Annotated in this window: 12 protein-coding genes; 5 read left to right on the forward strand and 7 right to left on the reverse strand. The window is 72.1% G+C overall.

Annotation, left to right across the window (positions count from 1 at the left end):
- Positions 1-199 (reverse strand): hypothetical protein (locus tag JWQ91_RS15795; RefSeq protein WP_297786329.1); only part of this gene is annotated, 199 nt, incomplete at its 3' end.
- A gap of 67 nt (positions 200-266) precedes the next feature.
- On the opposite strand from JWQ91_RS15795, the gene JWQ91_RS15800 reads away from it, so the two are divergent.
- Entirely contained in the window at positions 267-1226 is a 960-nt protein-coding gene (locus JWQ91_RS15800; RefSeq protein WP_297786331.1) for an NADPH:quinone oxidoreductase family protein, read from the forward strand.
- Here the strand turns inward: JWQ91_RS15800 and JWQ91_RS15805 are convergent.
- Genes JWQ91_RS15805 through JWQ91_RS15825 form a run of 5 tightly spaced genes read right to left on the reverse strand, consistent with a single transcriptional unit; the run spans position 1216 to position 8831 of the window.
- Positions 1216-1749: a GNAT family N-acetyltransferase gene (locus JWQ91_RS15805; RefSeq protein ID WP_297786334.1), complete on the reverse strand. Its 534-nt coding sequence runs from the start codon at positions 1747-1749 to the stop codon at positions 1216-1218. The genes JWQ91_RS15800 and JWQ91_RS15805 overlap by 11 nt on opposite strands.
- Entirely contained in the window at positions 1746-3692 is a 1947-nt protein-coding gene (locus JWQ91_RS15810; RefSeq protein ID WP_297786337.1) for a penicillin acylase family protein, read from the reverse strand. Before JWQ91_RS15810 ends, JWQ91_RS15805 begins: the two co-directional genes overlap by 4 nt.
- A gap of 23 nt (positions 3693-3715) precedes the next feature.
- The gene (locus tag JWQ91_RS15815) at positions 3716-6055 is read right to left on the reverse strand and encodes a GNAT family N-acetyltransferase (protein WP_297786340.1); all 2340 of its coding nucleotides are present in this window, start codon (positions 6053-6055) and stop codon (positions 3716-3718) included.
- Complete coding sequence (locus tag JWQ91_RS15820; RefSeq protein ID WP_297786344.1) at positions 6052-7362, reverse strand: SidA/IucD/PvdA family monooxygenase; 1311 nt, start codon at positions 7360-7362, stop codon at positions 6052-6054. Before JWQ91_RS15820 ends, JWQ91_RS15815 begins: the two co-directional genes overlap by 4 nt.
- A complete protein-coding gene (locus JWQ91_RS15825; protein ID WP_297786347.1) occupies positions 7362-8831 on the reverse strand; it encodes an aspartate aminotransferase family protein in 1470 nt (489 codons plus the stop codon). Before JWQ91_RS15825 ends, JWQ91_RS15820 begins: the two co-directional genes overlap by 1 nt.
- Before the next feature lie 302 nt (positions 8832-9133).
- On the opposite strand from JWQ91_RS15825, the gene JWQ91_RS15830 reads away from it, so the two are divergent.
- Positions 9134-9769, forward strand: coding sequence for a DUF2461 domain-containing protein (locus tag JWQ91_RS15830; protein WP_297786350.1), 636 nt, complete (start codon positions 9134-9136; stop codon positions 9767-9769).
- A 75-nt stretch (positions 9770-9844) separates the two neighbouring features.
- On the opposite strand, the gene JWQ91_RS15835 is transcribed toward JWQ91_RS15830, so the two are convergent.
- Complete coding sequence (locus tag JWQ91_RS15835) at positions 9845-10831, reverse strand: aldo/keto reductase (RefSeq protein WP_297786353.1); 987 nt, start codon at positions 10829-10831, stop codon at positions 9845-9847.
- A 233-nt stretch (positions 10832-11064) separates the two neighbouring features.
- Here JWQ91_RS15835 and JWQ91_RS15840 point away from each other — a divergent pair, with 233 nt between their 5' ends.
- From JWQ91_RS15840 to JWQ91_RS15850, 3 genes are all read left to right on the forward strand, one after another.
- The gene (locus tag JWQ91_RS15840; protein WP_297786356.1) at positions 11065-12969 is read left to right on the forward strand and encodes a glycosyltransferase family 2 protein; all 1905 of its coding nucleotides are present in this window, start codon (positions 11065-11067) and stop codon (positions 12967-12969) included.
- Positions 12966-14150, forward strand: coding sequence for an acyltransferase (locus tag JWQ91_RS15845; protein WP_297786359.1), 1185 nt, complete (start codon positions 12966-12968; stop codon positions 14148-14150). Before JWQ91_RS15840 ends, JWQ91_RS15845 begins: the two co-directional genes overlap by 4 nt.
- A 113-nt stretch (positions 14151-14263) precedes the next feature.
- The coding region (locus JWQ91_RS15850; protein ID WP_297786362.1) for a hypothetical protein at positions 14264-14543 on the forward strand (280 nt) is incomplete at its 3' end.

The raw sequence follows: 14543 nt of genomic DNA on the forward strand, positions 1-14543 counted from the left end.
CGAACCCGGCCGTTGCGACCCGGCCCAGGGCGCCCCACTCGCGACGTACCGCGACGACGACCAGGACGGCCAGGGCGACGACCCCGAAGAAGAGCGGCGAACGACCGAGGTCCTCCAGGGACCGGCACATGTCGGTCACCGGGGCGGCGCGGTGGTCGGCGACCCAGCGCGCGAGTCCGAGGTCCACCGGGTTGGTCATGGAGCCACCCTACGGACCCCGCGCCGGTCCCTAAGCATCCGCTTAGTCCTGCGGTAGTGTCACGCGCATGAAGGCCATCCAGATCACGACCCTCGACGGCCCCACCGCCGTCGAGCACGTGGACGTCCCCTCCCCCCAGCCCGGCCCGGACCAGGTCCTCGTGCGGGTCCACGCCGCCGGCGTCGCGTTCCCCGAGGTGCTGCAGTCGCGCGGCGAGTACCAGATGAAGCCCGAGCTCCCGTTCGTCCCGGGCGCCGAGGTCGCCGGCGAGGTCGTGAGCGCGCCCGAGGGGTCCGGCTTCACGGCCGGCGACCGGGTCGCCGCGCTGTGCTTCCTGGGCGGGTTCGCGGAGGAGGCCGTCGCGCCGGTCGACCTCACCTTCCCGCTGCCCGACTCCGTGTCGTACGAGCAGGGCGCGTCGATCATCTTCAACTACGGCACCGCGTACTTCGCGCTGCTCGAGCGCGGCGGCCTGAAGGCCGGCGAGTCGGTGCTGGTGCACGGCGCCGCGGGCGGCATCGGCACGGCCGCGATCCAGGTCGCCAAGGCGTTCGGCGCGGGCCGCGTCGTCGCGGTGACCTCGACCGCCGAGAAGGGCGCCGTGGCGCTCGAGGCCGGGGCCGACGAGTTCGTCCTGTCGGACGGCTTCAAGGACGCCGTGACGGCCGGCGGCAAGGTCGACGTCGTCGTGGACCCCGTCGGGGGTGACCGGTTCACCGACTCGCTGCGGTGCCTGGCCGAGAACGGCCGGCTCCTGGTCATCGGCTTCACGGCCGGCGAGATCCCGACCGTCAAGGTCAACCGGCTGCTGCTCAACAACGTCTCGGTCGTCGGCGTCGGCTGGGGCGCGTTCGCGCTGAGCCGCCCCGGCCACATCGCCGAGGAGTGGGCCGCGCTCGCGCCGCACCTCGAGAGCGGCGCGCTGCAGCCGGTGGTCGGTCCGACGTTCCCCCTCGCCGAGGCCGAGCAGGCCCTGCTGACGCTCGACGAGCGCCGCGCGACCGGCAAGGTGCTGCTCACCCCCTGAGTGCGGGCATCCGCCGCTCGAGCTCCTCGCGGGTCGCGAACGCCAGCTGCGCGATCTTGCCGGGCAGCGTGACGACGGCGGCGTCGGTCATGCCCGTGCGGTGGAACAGCGCGATCGACTTGACGTTGTCGACGTCGGGCTCGACGACGACCCGCCTCACCGCCGGATCGATCAGCATCGACGCCAGGACGTGCTCGACGACCCGTCCCGTGAACCCGCTCTCGGGGGCCCGCGTCGGGCCCACGAACAGGTGCACGCCGAGATCGCCGTCCTGCACGTCGTACGTCTTTCCGACCGGGTCGGCCGCCGGCTCGTACGTCTGGAAGATCGCGACCGGGACCCCGTCCCGATGCACCAGCCAGGCGTGATGGGTCGTGGACGCGTCGAGGTAGGCGTAGACCTCGCCGACCTCGGCGCGGGTGTACGTCGTCATGCCCCAGAACTCCGCCCGGGGCTGGGTGACCCAGTCGTGCAGCAGGTCCAGGTCGGCGGCGGGGTCGACGGGGCGGTGGGTGAACGTCATGCGGTCTCCTTCGAGGGCACCGGCACGAGCCGGCCGGCCGCCCAGTGCGCGAGCTGGTCGTGGTGGTGGGGGTCGGCGGGGTCGCCGGAGGCACCGAGCGGGACGATCCACCGGCTCGCCGACCGGTCGCCCAGGTCCCAGACGTAGCGGGCGACCGGCCCGCGCAGCACGACGTCGGTCACGCCCGGCACGCTCGAGGTCGACAGGACGCACTCGGTGTCACCCGACAGCGGGACCGCCGGCACGCCGCCCGGGACCCAGGCGTGCGTCGAGCCCCAGCTGCCCGGCGGGCCGGTGCGTGCGACCTCCTCGAGCGCCTGACCGGCGAGGGCGACGAGGTCCAGGCCCCACGGCGCGCCGGCGACGATCCGCTCGAGCTCCTGGGCCAGCCGGCCCGTCAGGTCGAGCCAGGGGTCGAACAGCGCCGGCCACGGCGACGGCGATCGCAGCTCGGCGAAGACCTTCTCGTCGGCCAGCAGCCGCACCAGGGCTCCCCGGACCGCCGCGAACGCCGCAGCACCGGGGCTGCCGGCGTCCATGCGTCGGTCCCAGCCCGTGATCGTCGCCCGCACCGCCCCGGCCCCGGCCGACAGTCCTGGCGCGGCCTCGAGCAGCTCGACCACGGGGCCGGCGGCCGGCAGGAGCGTGTCGGTGTGGAGGTCCGCCGCGACGTCGGCGTCCAGGTCGGTGCGGTCACCGATCAGCGTCCGCAGCCGGTCCGCCCGGTGCGGCGGGGCGAACTCGTGACCGATCGCCTCGCTCTCCGGGCCGCGCCGCTCGTTGGCGGTCACCAGCACCCCGTCCGGGGGGACCTCGGACGCGGGCAGGGGGTCGAGCCACCCGGTCCAGGTGTACCGCTCGTCCCAGGCCGGGACGGGCAGCCGGCGGGCCCGCTCGTCGCGCACCGGCACGCGGCCGGCGACCCGGTAGCGCACCCGGCCGGCGCGGTCGGCGATGACCACGTTGTTGACCGGCTCGACCCACCGGTCCAGCGCCCGGTCGACGTCCTCGACGGTGCGCGCCCGCAGCAGCGGCAGGATCGCACCGAGGCCCAGGTCGCGGCCGACCCGGGCCGTGGTCCGCAGGCTCAGCCCCTCACCCTCGTCGGGCCCACCGAGCACGACGGGACCCTGCCGGGTCACGATCACCTCGACCGGCACGGGGTCGGCGCCCCGCACCTGCACCTCCTCGACGCGGAGGTCCGCGGCGTACCAGCCCTCCGCCCCGAGCGCCTCGACCCCGGCCGTGGTCCGCCGGAGCCGTTCGACGAACAGGTCCTGGTAGTCCGCCATGGCGTTCGTGATCGCCCAGGCGACGTCGCCGGCGTGCCCGAAGTGCTGCACGCCCGGCACCCCCGGGAAGGCGAGCCCGACGACGTCGACGCCGGGGCACACGAGCCGCACCTGCTGGTAGACGCCGGGCGACTCCAGGACCCGGTGCGGGTCACCGGCGATGATCGGGCTGCCCGAGGTCGTCCGCGCCCCGCCGGCGACCCACGCGTTGCTGCCGGACAGTGCCGGGCCCTCGCCGCCGATGACGTCGAGGGCGTCCTCGCCGAGCGCCGCCGCGACTCGGGCGCGCCACAGCTTGGTCGGGAACGTGCCGAACAGGATGTGCTGGACCGAGAAGATCCCGAGCGGTGTCCACGGCGCCCACCCGCCGGGCTGCCGTCGAGCCAGTCCGGCGTCGACCCCTGCGACGTACGCCGTGCAGAACCGCTGCGTCGCGACGTCCATCCGCTCGAAGCACTCCCGGGCCGTCGTCGCCAGCAGCGCCTGCCGGGCGAAGGCGTCCCAGCCGGCACCGCCGATGCCGAGCACCTCAGCCGTCCGCCCCTCGGCGTGCAGGCGGTCGAGCTCGATCTGGTCGCCGCGGTCGAGGGCCGTGACCCGGCCCTGCTCGAAGGCCAGGTCGTCGATCGACGAGCCGACGATCGTCGGCACACCCCACTCGTCGCGCTCCACCGTCACGGGCGGTGCCGGGCGATCGGGTTGGCCAGCGTCCCGGCGAACATCAACGACTCCGCCTGGTCGGACAGGTCGACCATCTGCCGGGTGTCGCGCAGCTGGAGCCGGTTGAGGCACGAGTGCGCGAACTCCGCGGCGAACAGGTCGATCCGGGCGAACGCCTCCGCCAGCTCGGGGTGCGCGGCCTGGTGATCCGCGATCGTCTCGGCGACCAGCGCCCAGAAGTCGTCGCCGGCCAGCACGCCGTCCTCTGCGAGAATCGCGGCGAGGAAGCGCAGGAACCCGTCGAACACGTCGGTCAGCACCGACAGCGCCTTGACGTCGTCGGGCACCGAGACCCGCACGCGTTCGATGCCCGCGGGCAGCGGCTCGTCGCCCAGCACCGCGATCTCCTCGCCGATGTCCTTCATCAGGACCCGGGTCGGCACGTGCCCCTCCAGCACCATGATGAGGTTCTCCCCGTGCGGCATGAACGTCAGCTCGTAGCGGTGCAGGCAGTGCACGACGGGTCGCAGGTACGCCCGCAGGTAGCGCCGCACCCAGTCCGCCGGGTCGAGCCCGGACGCCCGGACCAGGGCCGTCGCGTACGCCGCACCGTCCCGGTCCCGGTGCAGCAACGACGTCATCGACGCGATCCGCTCCCCCTCGGCGAGCCGCGGGACGGGGCTCTCGCGCCACAGGGCGGCCAGCATCTTGGTGTACGGCGAGGGGTCGTCGAGCCGGTGGTAGACGTCGCCGGTGTAGCCGATCGCGGCGCGCTCCCGCAGGACACCGAACCCCACCGACCGCAGCTCGTCGTCGGCCTCGACGATTGCCGCGACCCAGTCGTTGATCGCGGGGGTCGCCCGCATGTAGCGCGGCGAGAGCCCCCGCATGAAGCCCATGTTCTGGATCGACAGGGCGGTCTTGACGTAGTGCCGGTCCGGCCGGTCGATGTTGAAGAACGTCCGGATCGACTGCTGCGACTGGTAGCGGTCGTCCCCCGGCCCCAGCAGGACGAGATCGCGTCGTGCCACGTCGGGGGCAAAGGTGATCGCGATCTTGTGCTCCCACTGCCACGGGTGCACCGGCATCAGCAGGTAGTCGTCGGGGTCGACGCTGAGGGCGCGCAGGGTCGCCGCGAACCGCTGCCGGGTCGCGGCGTCGAGCTCGCCGGCGTACAGCTCCTGCTCGTCCAGCCCCTCCCCGACGGACAGGTGGGTCAGCTCGGCGCGCGCCGCGACCCACACGATCGCGAACGGCCGCCCGGCCTCCGGGGCGTACGCCACGAAGTCCGCGGCCGAGAAGCCGATCCGGCCGTTGTTGGCGATGAACGCGGGATGCCCCTCGGTCATCGCCGACTCGATCGACTGGAAGTCGGCCCGCAGCAGGTCGTCGGCGGACAGGACGCCGTGCACGTCCTTCCACGCGGCGCTGGCGAGGGTGCTGCTGACCTCCTCGAGATACGTCGGGAGGAGCGCGGCCGGGATGCCGAGGACCTCGGCGTGCTCGGCGATGAACGCCACGGCGTCGACCTCGGCGGGCTGGCCGTCGACCAGCCGGGAGATCGACCACGGCCCGACGACCCAGTGCTCGAGAGGGTAGCGGTGGGCGTGGAAGCCGTAGACCGTCCGCCCGTCGGGTGTGACGAGCTCGTGGTGGTCGCCGCGCGGGCGGGGGTCGAGCAGCCGCTCGTGCGAGAGCTCGGCGATGGCCTTGGCGACCAGGTGGCGGTGGGCGCGGCCCATCGGCTCGGGCGCGAGGTGCTCGACCGACCCGATCGCCGGGGGCGGTGGGCGGTGAAGCCGGCTCGTCACGAAGTCCTCCCGCGTGCAGGTGCTGAGCGCCGCGACCTTGTCGGTCAGCTCGACCTCCGCGACGACCGTGAACCCGGCCGCCTCGTTGAGCGCCGCGATCCGCCGGTTGCGGACGTCCGGCTCCACGACGACCCGGCGGCGGCGCGGGTCGTCGAGGCACAGCTCCATGACGGTGCGGAACACCGCGGAGGTGAATCCACTGCGCGGCCGGTCGGTCGGCGCCACGAGCAGGTGCATGCCGACGTCGCCGGGCCGCCAGTCGTACCGGCCGGCCAGCTCGCTGTGCTCGGGGTCGTACGTCTCGGCGAGGAACGCCGGGACGCCGTCGACCCGGCCGAGCCAGACATCGTGGTGGGGGTTGGCGACGATCGCGGAGTACGTCTGCCAGACGTCCTCGACCGTCGCCTGGGCCATCCCCCAGAAGACCGAGCGGGGGTGGGTGATCCACTCGTGCAGCAGGTCGCCGTCGCGTTCGACGTCGACCGGCTCGATCGTGACGTGGCCGACCGCGGTCTCCCGGGACAGCAGGATCTGGACGCTCATCCGATCACCTCCACGGGGGTCCGACGGGCCAGGTCGGGCGGCACCCCAAACTCCTGGAACGCGATTCGCTGCTCGAGCGGATAGACCTCCCGACCCGTCATCGCACGCAGGATGATCGAGTTGCGGTAGGCGCCCATCCCCAGGTCAGGGGCGATCAGCCCATGGGTGTGCTCCTCGGCGTTCTGCACGTAGATCTGCTCCTCGTGGTCGATCGTGTAGCCGGCGGCGACGTCGTAGCGGCCCCGCTCGTCGAACCGGATGCGGTCCGCGATGGTCTCGATGAACGCCGGGACGTGCGGCCGGTAGCCCGTCGCGAGGACGAGCCCCTCGGTCTGCAGGTCGAGGGGCTCGTCCAGCTCGGTGTGGCGCATCCCCAGGGCGTACCGCCGGGTGGCCTGGTCCCACGACGCGTCGACCAGCTCGGTGCTGGTCAGCAGTCGCGTGGGGACCTCGCCGTGGACGCGCTTGCGGTAGAGCGTGTCGTAGATCGTGTCGACCAGGTCGCCGCTGATCCCCTTGTAGAGCCCCTTCTGCTCCTGCAGCAGCGTGTCGCGGGTGTCGGCCGGGAGCCCCTGGAAGTGGCCGGTGTACTCCGGCGACGTCATCTCGAGCGTCAGCTTGGTGTACTCCATCGGGAAGAACCGCGGCGAGCGGGTGGCCCAGACGAGCTGGTAGCCGCAGGTGTCGATGTCCTCCAGCAGGTCGAGGTAGATCTCGGCCGCGCTCTGCCCGCTGCCGACGATCGTGATGGACCGCGACGCCTGCAGCGAGGCCTTGCGGTCGAGGTAGTCGGCGGAGTGCAGGACCGGGCCGTCGAGGCCCTCGGCCGCCGCCGGGACGTGCGGGCGGGTGCCCGTGCCGAGCACGAGTCGCCGGGCCCGGTACGTCTCGGTGCCCCCGCCGCGCAGTCGCGCGGTCAGGACGTACGCCTCGCCGTCGTGCTCAACCCGGTCGACGTGCCGGCCGAACCGGACGCCCTCGACCCGGTGCGCGGCCCACCGGCAGTACGCGTCGTACTCGGCCCGCAGCGGGTAGAAGCTCTCGCGGATGTAGAACGGGTAGAGCCGCCCGGTCTCCTTGAGATAGGCGAGGAACGAGTAGCGCGAGGTCGGGTCGGCCATCGTGACCAGGTCGGCCATGAACGGCACCTGCAGGGTCGCCTCCGGCAGCATCATCCCGGGGTGCCAGCTGAAGTCGTCGCGCGACTCCAGGAAGATCCCGTCGAGGCCGTCGACCGGCTCGGTCAGGCAGGCCAGGCCGAGGTTGAACGGGCCGAGGCCGATCGCGGCGAAGTCGTAGGTCCGCATCACCGCACCCCCTCGGTCGCGTGCAGCTCGTCGAGCAGCTCGTGGCCGATCCCGCGCACCAGGTCGAGGACCGCACGGATGTCGCCGGGCGTCGTGCCGGGGTTGAGCATCGTGAGCTTGAGCCACGCCCGGCCGCCGACCTTGGTGCCCGCGATGACGGCGTTGCCGCTGCCCGCGATGGTCCGACGGATGCCCGGGTTGACCGCGTCGGCATCGTCCTCGCCGAGCCCCGCCGGGCGGAACCGGAACACCAGCGTGCTGAGCGTCGGGACGGTCACGACCTCGAGGTCGGGATCGTCGCGCATCATCGCGTGGCCGTCGGCGGCGAGGTCGATGACGGCGTCGACGTAGTCACCGATCGCGTCGGCACCCATCGTGCGGAGCGTGAACCACAGCTTGAGGGCGTCGAACCGTCGCGTGGTCTGCAGGCTCTTGTCGACCTGGTTGGGCTGCACCGACGACCGCGGGTTGAGGTAGTCGGCGTGATAGGTCACGTGCCGCAGGCCCTCGCCCCGGCGGACGATGACGGCACTGGAGCTGACCGGCTGGAAGAACGTCTTGTGGAAGTCGACCGTGACGGAGTCCGCCCGCTCGATCCCGGCCAGCAGGTGCCGCCGGCGGGTCGAGACCAGCAGCCCGCCGCCGTACGCCGCGTCGACGTGCAGCCAGACACCGTGCTCGGCGCACACGTCGGCGACCCGGTCGAGCGGGTCGATGCTGCCGAAGTCGGTCGTGCCGGCCGTCGCGACGACCGCCATCGGGATCAGGCCGGCGACCTCGGCCTCGCGCAGCGCCTGGTCCAGTGCCCACGGGTCCATCCGGCGGCGCTCGTCGGTCGGGATCGTGACGACGGCGTCGGGGCCGAGGCCCAGGACGTTGGCGGACTTCTGCACGCTGAAGTGGCTGTCGCGGGAGGCGAAGATCCGGAACCGGGACGCCGTCAGGGCGAGCGACTCCGCGGGATCGGCGTCCCCGGCGAGGTACGCCTGGCCGCGCGCGACCAGCAGGGCCTGCAGGTTGGACTGCGTGCCGCCGCTCGTGAAGACACCGTCGGCGCCGCGGTCGTAGCCGATCCGGGCCGCGGTCCAGTCGATCAGCCGGCGCTCGATCAGGGTGCCGCCGGCGCTCTGGTCCCACGTGTCGAGCGACGAGTTGACCGACGAGACCAGCACCTCGGCGACCAGGGCCGGGATCACCACGGGGCAGTTGAGGTGCGCCAGGTAGCGCGGTTCGTGGAACCACACCGCGTCGTCGAGGTAGACCGTGCGGATCTCGTCCAGCGCCGCGTCGATGTCGTCGAGCGGCCGGTCGAGGTCGATGTCCTCGACCAGCCCGGCGAGGTCGGCGACCCCCGCGCCGGTCCACGGTCCGGAGACCGTCGAGACGTGGTCGGCGACGGCCGTGACGCCGCGCGTCATCTGGTCCCGGTAGTGGTCGATGTTGCCGGCGTTGAACAGGTGGTGAGGCACCCGGGTTCCTTCCCCCGATGATCATACTTAGGTCAGGCTTACCTAAGCGGGGATCCCGGGTGCCCGCAACCCCGAGAGAGATGGCTCACACGATCTCCCCCGGGGGTGCGTCGTCAGCGCTCGCTGTCGAGCATCGCCATCTGGTCGGCCGCGTAGCGGCTGCCGGCGACCCGGTCGGCCGGGATCGCGGCCTCGATCGCGGCCAGCTGGTCGCACCGAGGCGCACGGCAAGCTCCGCCTCCTGAAGGTCCTCGGCGAGCAGACCCTGAGCGAGGGCCTCGAGGCCTGACTAGGCTCGAGTGGTGCCCGACTTCACCGGATTCCCCGAGGCAGCGCTGGACTTCTACGACGACCTGGAGATGGACAACACCAAGACGTACTGGGAGGCCCACAAGGACACCTACGCGACGGCGGTCGCGGCCCCGATGAAGGCGTTGACCACGGCGCTCGCCGACGAGTTCGGCCAGGCCAAGATCTTCCGCCCCTACCGGGATGTCCGGTTCGCGAAGGACAAGACGCCCTACAAGACGCACCAGGGCGCGTTCGTGCCGAAGGGTCCTGCGACGGGCTACTACGTCCAGGTCGGCGCCCCGGGCGTGCGCGTCGGGGTCGGCTACTACGAGGCGGCCGGGCCGCGGCTCGCCAGCATCCGGGACGCGATCGCCGACCAGACCCGGGGCGGTCAGCTCGAGGAGATCCTGGCCGCGATGCAGGCGGCGGGCTGGGAGCTCGGCGGGGACCGGGTCAAGACCGCGCCGCGCGGCTACTCCGTCGACGACCCGCGGATCGAGCTGCTGCGGCACAAGTCGATGACGCTCGGGAAGTCGTACGGGTTCGAGCCCGTCATCCACACCCCCGAGCTGCTCGACCGGGTGCGCGCCGACTGGCGCGAGGCCGCCCCGTTCGTCGAGTGGGTCCTCACCTACGCCAAGGCCTGACGCCCCGCTGGCGGTGACGTTTGCGCCCCGGATCCGGCCGATCCGGGGCCCAAACGTCACTCCCAGCGGGACGGGTCAGATCGTGAGGCCCTTGAGCGCGGCCTCGGGGTAGCGGTCGCCGGAGGCGACGCCGACGGGGGCAGCCTCCTCCAGCGCCGCGAGGTCCGCTGGAGTCAGCTCGACGTCCGCCGCGGCGACGTTCTCCTCGAGATAGGTACGCCGCTTGGTGCCGGGGATCGCCACGACGCCGTCCTGGTGCAGGACCCAGGCGAGGGCCAGCTGGCCCGGGGTGATGCCCTTGGCGCCAGCAAGCTCGCGGACCTTCTCGACGACGGCCAGGTTGGCGGCGAGGTGATCGTCCCCGAACCTCGGGCTGCTGCGACGGAAGTCGTCCGCGGCCAGGTCGTCCGTCGACGCGATCGCCCCGGTCAGCAGGCCGCGGCCGAGCGGCGAGTACGCCACGAAGGCGATCCCGAGCTCCCGGGTCGTGTCGAGCACGCCGTTGACCTCGGGGCTGCGCTCGAACAGCGAGTACTCGGTCTGCACCGCCGTCAGCGGGTGCGTCGCGTGCGCCCGGCGGATCGTCTCGGGAGCCGCCTCGGAGATCCCGAGGTAGCGGACCTTGCCCTCGGTGACGAGCTCCCCCAGGGCGCCGAACGTCTCCTCGATCGGGATGTCCGGGTCGACGCGGTGGATGTAGTAGAGGTCGATCGTGTCGCGGCCGAGGTTGCTCAGCGACCGCTCGAGGGCCTTGCGGAGATAGGCCGGCGACCCGTTCGGCCCGAGGCGCTGGCCGTCGTCGGTGACCTCGACGCCGGTCTTGGTCGCCAGCGCGTACTCGTCGCTGCGGCTGCCGATCGTGCGGCCGATCAGCCGCTCGTTGAGGAACGGTCCGTACATCTCGGCGGTGTCGATCAGGCTGACCCCGAGGTCGAGCGCCCGGTGCAGCGTCGCCGCGGACTCCTCGTCGTCACGGTCGCCGTAGAACGCCGACATCCCCATTGCGCCGAGCCCCTCGATGCTGGCCTCGAGCCCCTGGCTGCCCCATGCGGTCTTCTTCATCCCGTCACCTCATCCTCGTCGATGTCACATGCCACTGGTCCAGCATGGCTCGCGGGGCAAGCCCCGGCACGCCGTGACTCGGAACACGCGGTCTCGAGTTGATCCTGGGGCCAGCTCTCGGAATGGTGGGGCACGAGCCCCGCGGCGGATCACGTGTCCGGACCCGGGCCGATCGCACTCCTCCTGACCAGCGCCCTCCCTGCGCATCCGAGATCACGAGCCGAGGCCCCCTCTTGTCCCTCTCCTTTCGTACGTCCACGCCCGTTCCCGCCTTCCGCCTCGACCCCCGGGTCGGCTCGGTCGGCGACGTCGTCGAGCCGCGCCGCAAGCCGCGCCTGCGCCGCCGACGCGAGATCGTCGCCGTCATCGACCCGGCCTGGTCGGCCCTCGGTGGCGACGTCACCGACTCCGTCCGCGCTCCGCAGCCCGTCGCCGAGGAAGCGGCGTCGCGCCTGGTCGAGCACCTGCAGCCCGGTGAGGTCGTTGCGGCCAGTGCCGACGGGAAGCTGACCATGCGGCTCAAGCACGAGGACCGCGCCTCCCGGCCGGTGCGCCTGCAGGAGATGGCGTACCACTGCATCGAGGCCCTCGACGCGAGCGATGCCCCCGACCGTACGACCGACCTCGGGATCGGGTGGTCCCGGATCACCCGCCACGTCGACCCCGCGAGGGCCGAGCGCCAGGCGCGCGGCGCCGCCGCCGAGTCAGGACGACAGCGCGACCTGCAGCCCCGGCACCACGACGGCACCCGCCGCCAGTCGTCGGTGCGCATCACGTGGCGCTCGGCCGGGTTCCAGATCTTCATGGCGACGATCGGCAGCATCGTGCTGCCGTTCCTGGGCCTGGTCGGGCTGCACCACCTCGGCTTCGACCCGTCGAGCCTGCTCTACTGGATCCTCGTCGGCGCCCTCGGCATCACCGCCGCCACGATCTGGGCCGAGTGCCTGCACGCCCTCGACCCACCGAAGCCACCCGCCCGCCGGGACGGTCCGGCACCGCGGGCGAGCGCGGTCATCGCCGCCTACCTGCCCAACGAGGCCGACACGATCGTCGAGACGATCCACTCGTTCCTGGCCCAGGCCTACTCCGGCGGCCTGCAGATCGTGGTCGCCTACAACACGCCGACCCCGCTCCCGGTCGAGGACGAGCTCGCCGACCTGGCCCGCCGCCATGACGATCTCGTGGTGGTCAAGGTCAACGACAGCACGTCGAAGGCGCAGAACGTCAACGCGGCCCTGCGGGTCACCGACGGCGAGTTCGTCGGGATCTTCGACGCCGACCACCACCCCATGGCCGGCGCGTTCGACCGGGCCTGGCAGTGGCTCGGCGACGGCGTCGACGTCGTGCAGGGGCACTGCGTCATCCGCAACGGCGACGACTCCGCACTCGCCAAGCTCGTCGCGGTCGAGTTCGAGCAGATCTATGCCGTCGCCCACCCGGGCCGCGCGGCGCTGCACGGCTTCGGCATCTTCGGCGGCTCGAACGGCTACTGGTCGGCCGACGCGCTGCGCCGCATCCGCCTGCGCGGGTCGTTCCTGACCGAGGACATCGAGGCGTCGATGCGCCTGCTCGAGCGTGGCGGGACGATCGTCAACGACCCGGGCCTGATCTCGTACGAGCTCGCGCCCGAGACGCCGCGGGCCCTGTGGAAGCAGCGGATGCGCTGGGCGCAGGGCTGGTTCCAGGTGTCGTGCCGGCACCTGGCGCCGGTCCTCCGCTCGGACCACCTGAGCCTGCGCCAGAAGGTCGGCGCGACATACCTGATGGGCTGGCGGGAGATCTATCCGTGGGTGTCCCTCATGGCGCTGCCGCTGCTGGGCTTCCTGGCCTGGCGCGACGGCGGGCTCGACTTCTCCTCCCCGATGTTCCTGCTGATCAGCCTGTTCGTGACGGTCTCGGGACCGTTGCAGGCCCTGGTCGGCTGGCGGCTCGCCGCCCCCGAGATCAAGCAGCACCCGTGGTGGTTCGTCGGAGCGGCGCTGGCGTCGCTCGTGGCGTACACCGAGCTCAAGAACCTCATCAACCGCGTCGCGCACCTCAAGCAGATGCGCGGTGAGCACCAGTGGATCGTGACCCCGCGGTCCGCCCAGAGCACGGCGTCCAGCGCACCGTCCGACGACACGGAGGTCTACACATGAGCCAGACCCACACCGACCAGACCCATGCTCCCCTGCAGCACTATCCGCTCGGCTGGCTGCGGGCCCTCGCGGCCCTGGCGGTCGTGACGTTCCACGCCTACCAGTTCAACCGCACCAGCGCGTGGCCGTTCAGCGGCTCGGCCCACCAGATGATGCTCGGCACCGACCTGTTCGTCGACATGTTCTTCGTCCTGTCCGCGTTCGTGCTGTGGCTGCCGGTCGCCCGCTCCGCGCTGGCCGGTGCGACGGGGCGACCCGGCTGGTTCGTGCTGTTCCGGCGGGTGGCTCGCCTGGTGCCGCTCTACTTCACCGTCGTCCTCGTGGTCTGGGCGGTGACCAACCCGTCGCTGCCCGGCGAGTGGCAGGACCTGCTGCTGCACCTGACGTTCACCCAGGTCTACAGCGACCACTACATCTTCTGGAGCAACGGCCCGGCCTGGTCGCTGGCCGTCGAGATGCACTTCTACCTGCTGATCGCCGCGGCGATCCCGGTCGTGCACGCCCTGACCCAGCGGGTCCCGTCCCGCGCCGGGCGCGTCGGTGTCGCGATGGCTCTGCCGATCGCGTGCGCCGTCGTGGGCCTGTCCTACCTCGCCTGGAACATCCACGTGCTGCAGACGCCGGAGACCAACTGGTCGGCCTGGTTCAACCCGCTCGCCAAGGCCACCGACTTCGCGATCGGCATGACCCTCGCGGTGCTCGTCGCCGCGGGCGTACGCATCGGGAACTTCGCGCGTACGGTGTGCGGACTCGGCGGTGTCGCAGCGCTCGCCGTGCTGGTGATGAGCCGACCGGTGCACGCGCCCGAGGGCAACTGGTGGCACCCGGCGTACGCCGCGGCGATCGCGGTCGGCCTGGCGTCGATCGTCCTGAGCGACGCGCGGCAGCCGGCCTGGATGTCGTGGCGTCCGCTGGTGTGGACCGGGACCCTCGGCTACGGGATCTACCTGATCCACGAGCCGGTCCTGCGGTTCATCAACTCCCTTGGCCTGGTGCCCGAGCCGCGCTCCGGACCCCAGTTCGTCATCACAGCCGTCCTGGTCGCCGTCCCGACGATCGCGCTGGCCTGGCTGAGCGCGCGCACCGTCGAGGACGCCGGGCGCAAGGTCCTCGGCCTGGTCGACGACCGGGGCCGGTCGCGCGACTACTACGAGCACGTCGAGAAGGTCGACGCCCGGTAGGCGGTGCGCTGGCGTCCACCCGCACGGTCGGGCGGTGCGGGCCATGATCGGGCCTGCGGAAACCGCTGGCATCGCAGATCGTTTGTGTCAGTGGTCGCCTCTAGAGTTGAGGCATGTTCGAGGACACCGCGGCCGCTGACCTGCTGGGGCAGGTGTTGTCGTACGACTTCGAGTCGCTGCCCGTCGTGGAGACCGGTTTCGTGCGGGTCGAGGCGATTGTCGCGCTGGATCGGGTGATGCGGGCGGCGCAGGCCGCCCAGGTCGCGGCCTTGTACGACGAGCGTGTCCACCGGATGGGCCTGGGTCAGGGCGATCCGGGGTTGTCGGTGATCGGTGAGGTGGGGATGGCCCGCAACATCGGACCCACCGCGGCCCGGCACCCAGCTCGGACTC

The organism is Aeromicrobium sp., from assembly GCF_025965075.1.
Classification (GTDB): domain Bacteria; phylum Actinomycetota; class Actinomycetes; order Propionibacteriales; family Nocardioidaceae; genus Aeromicrobium.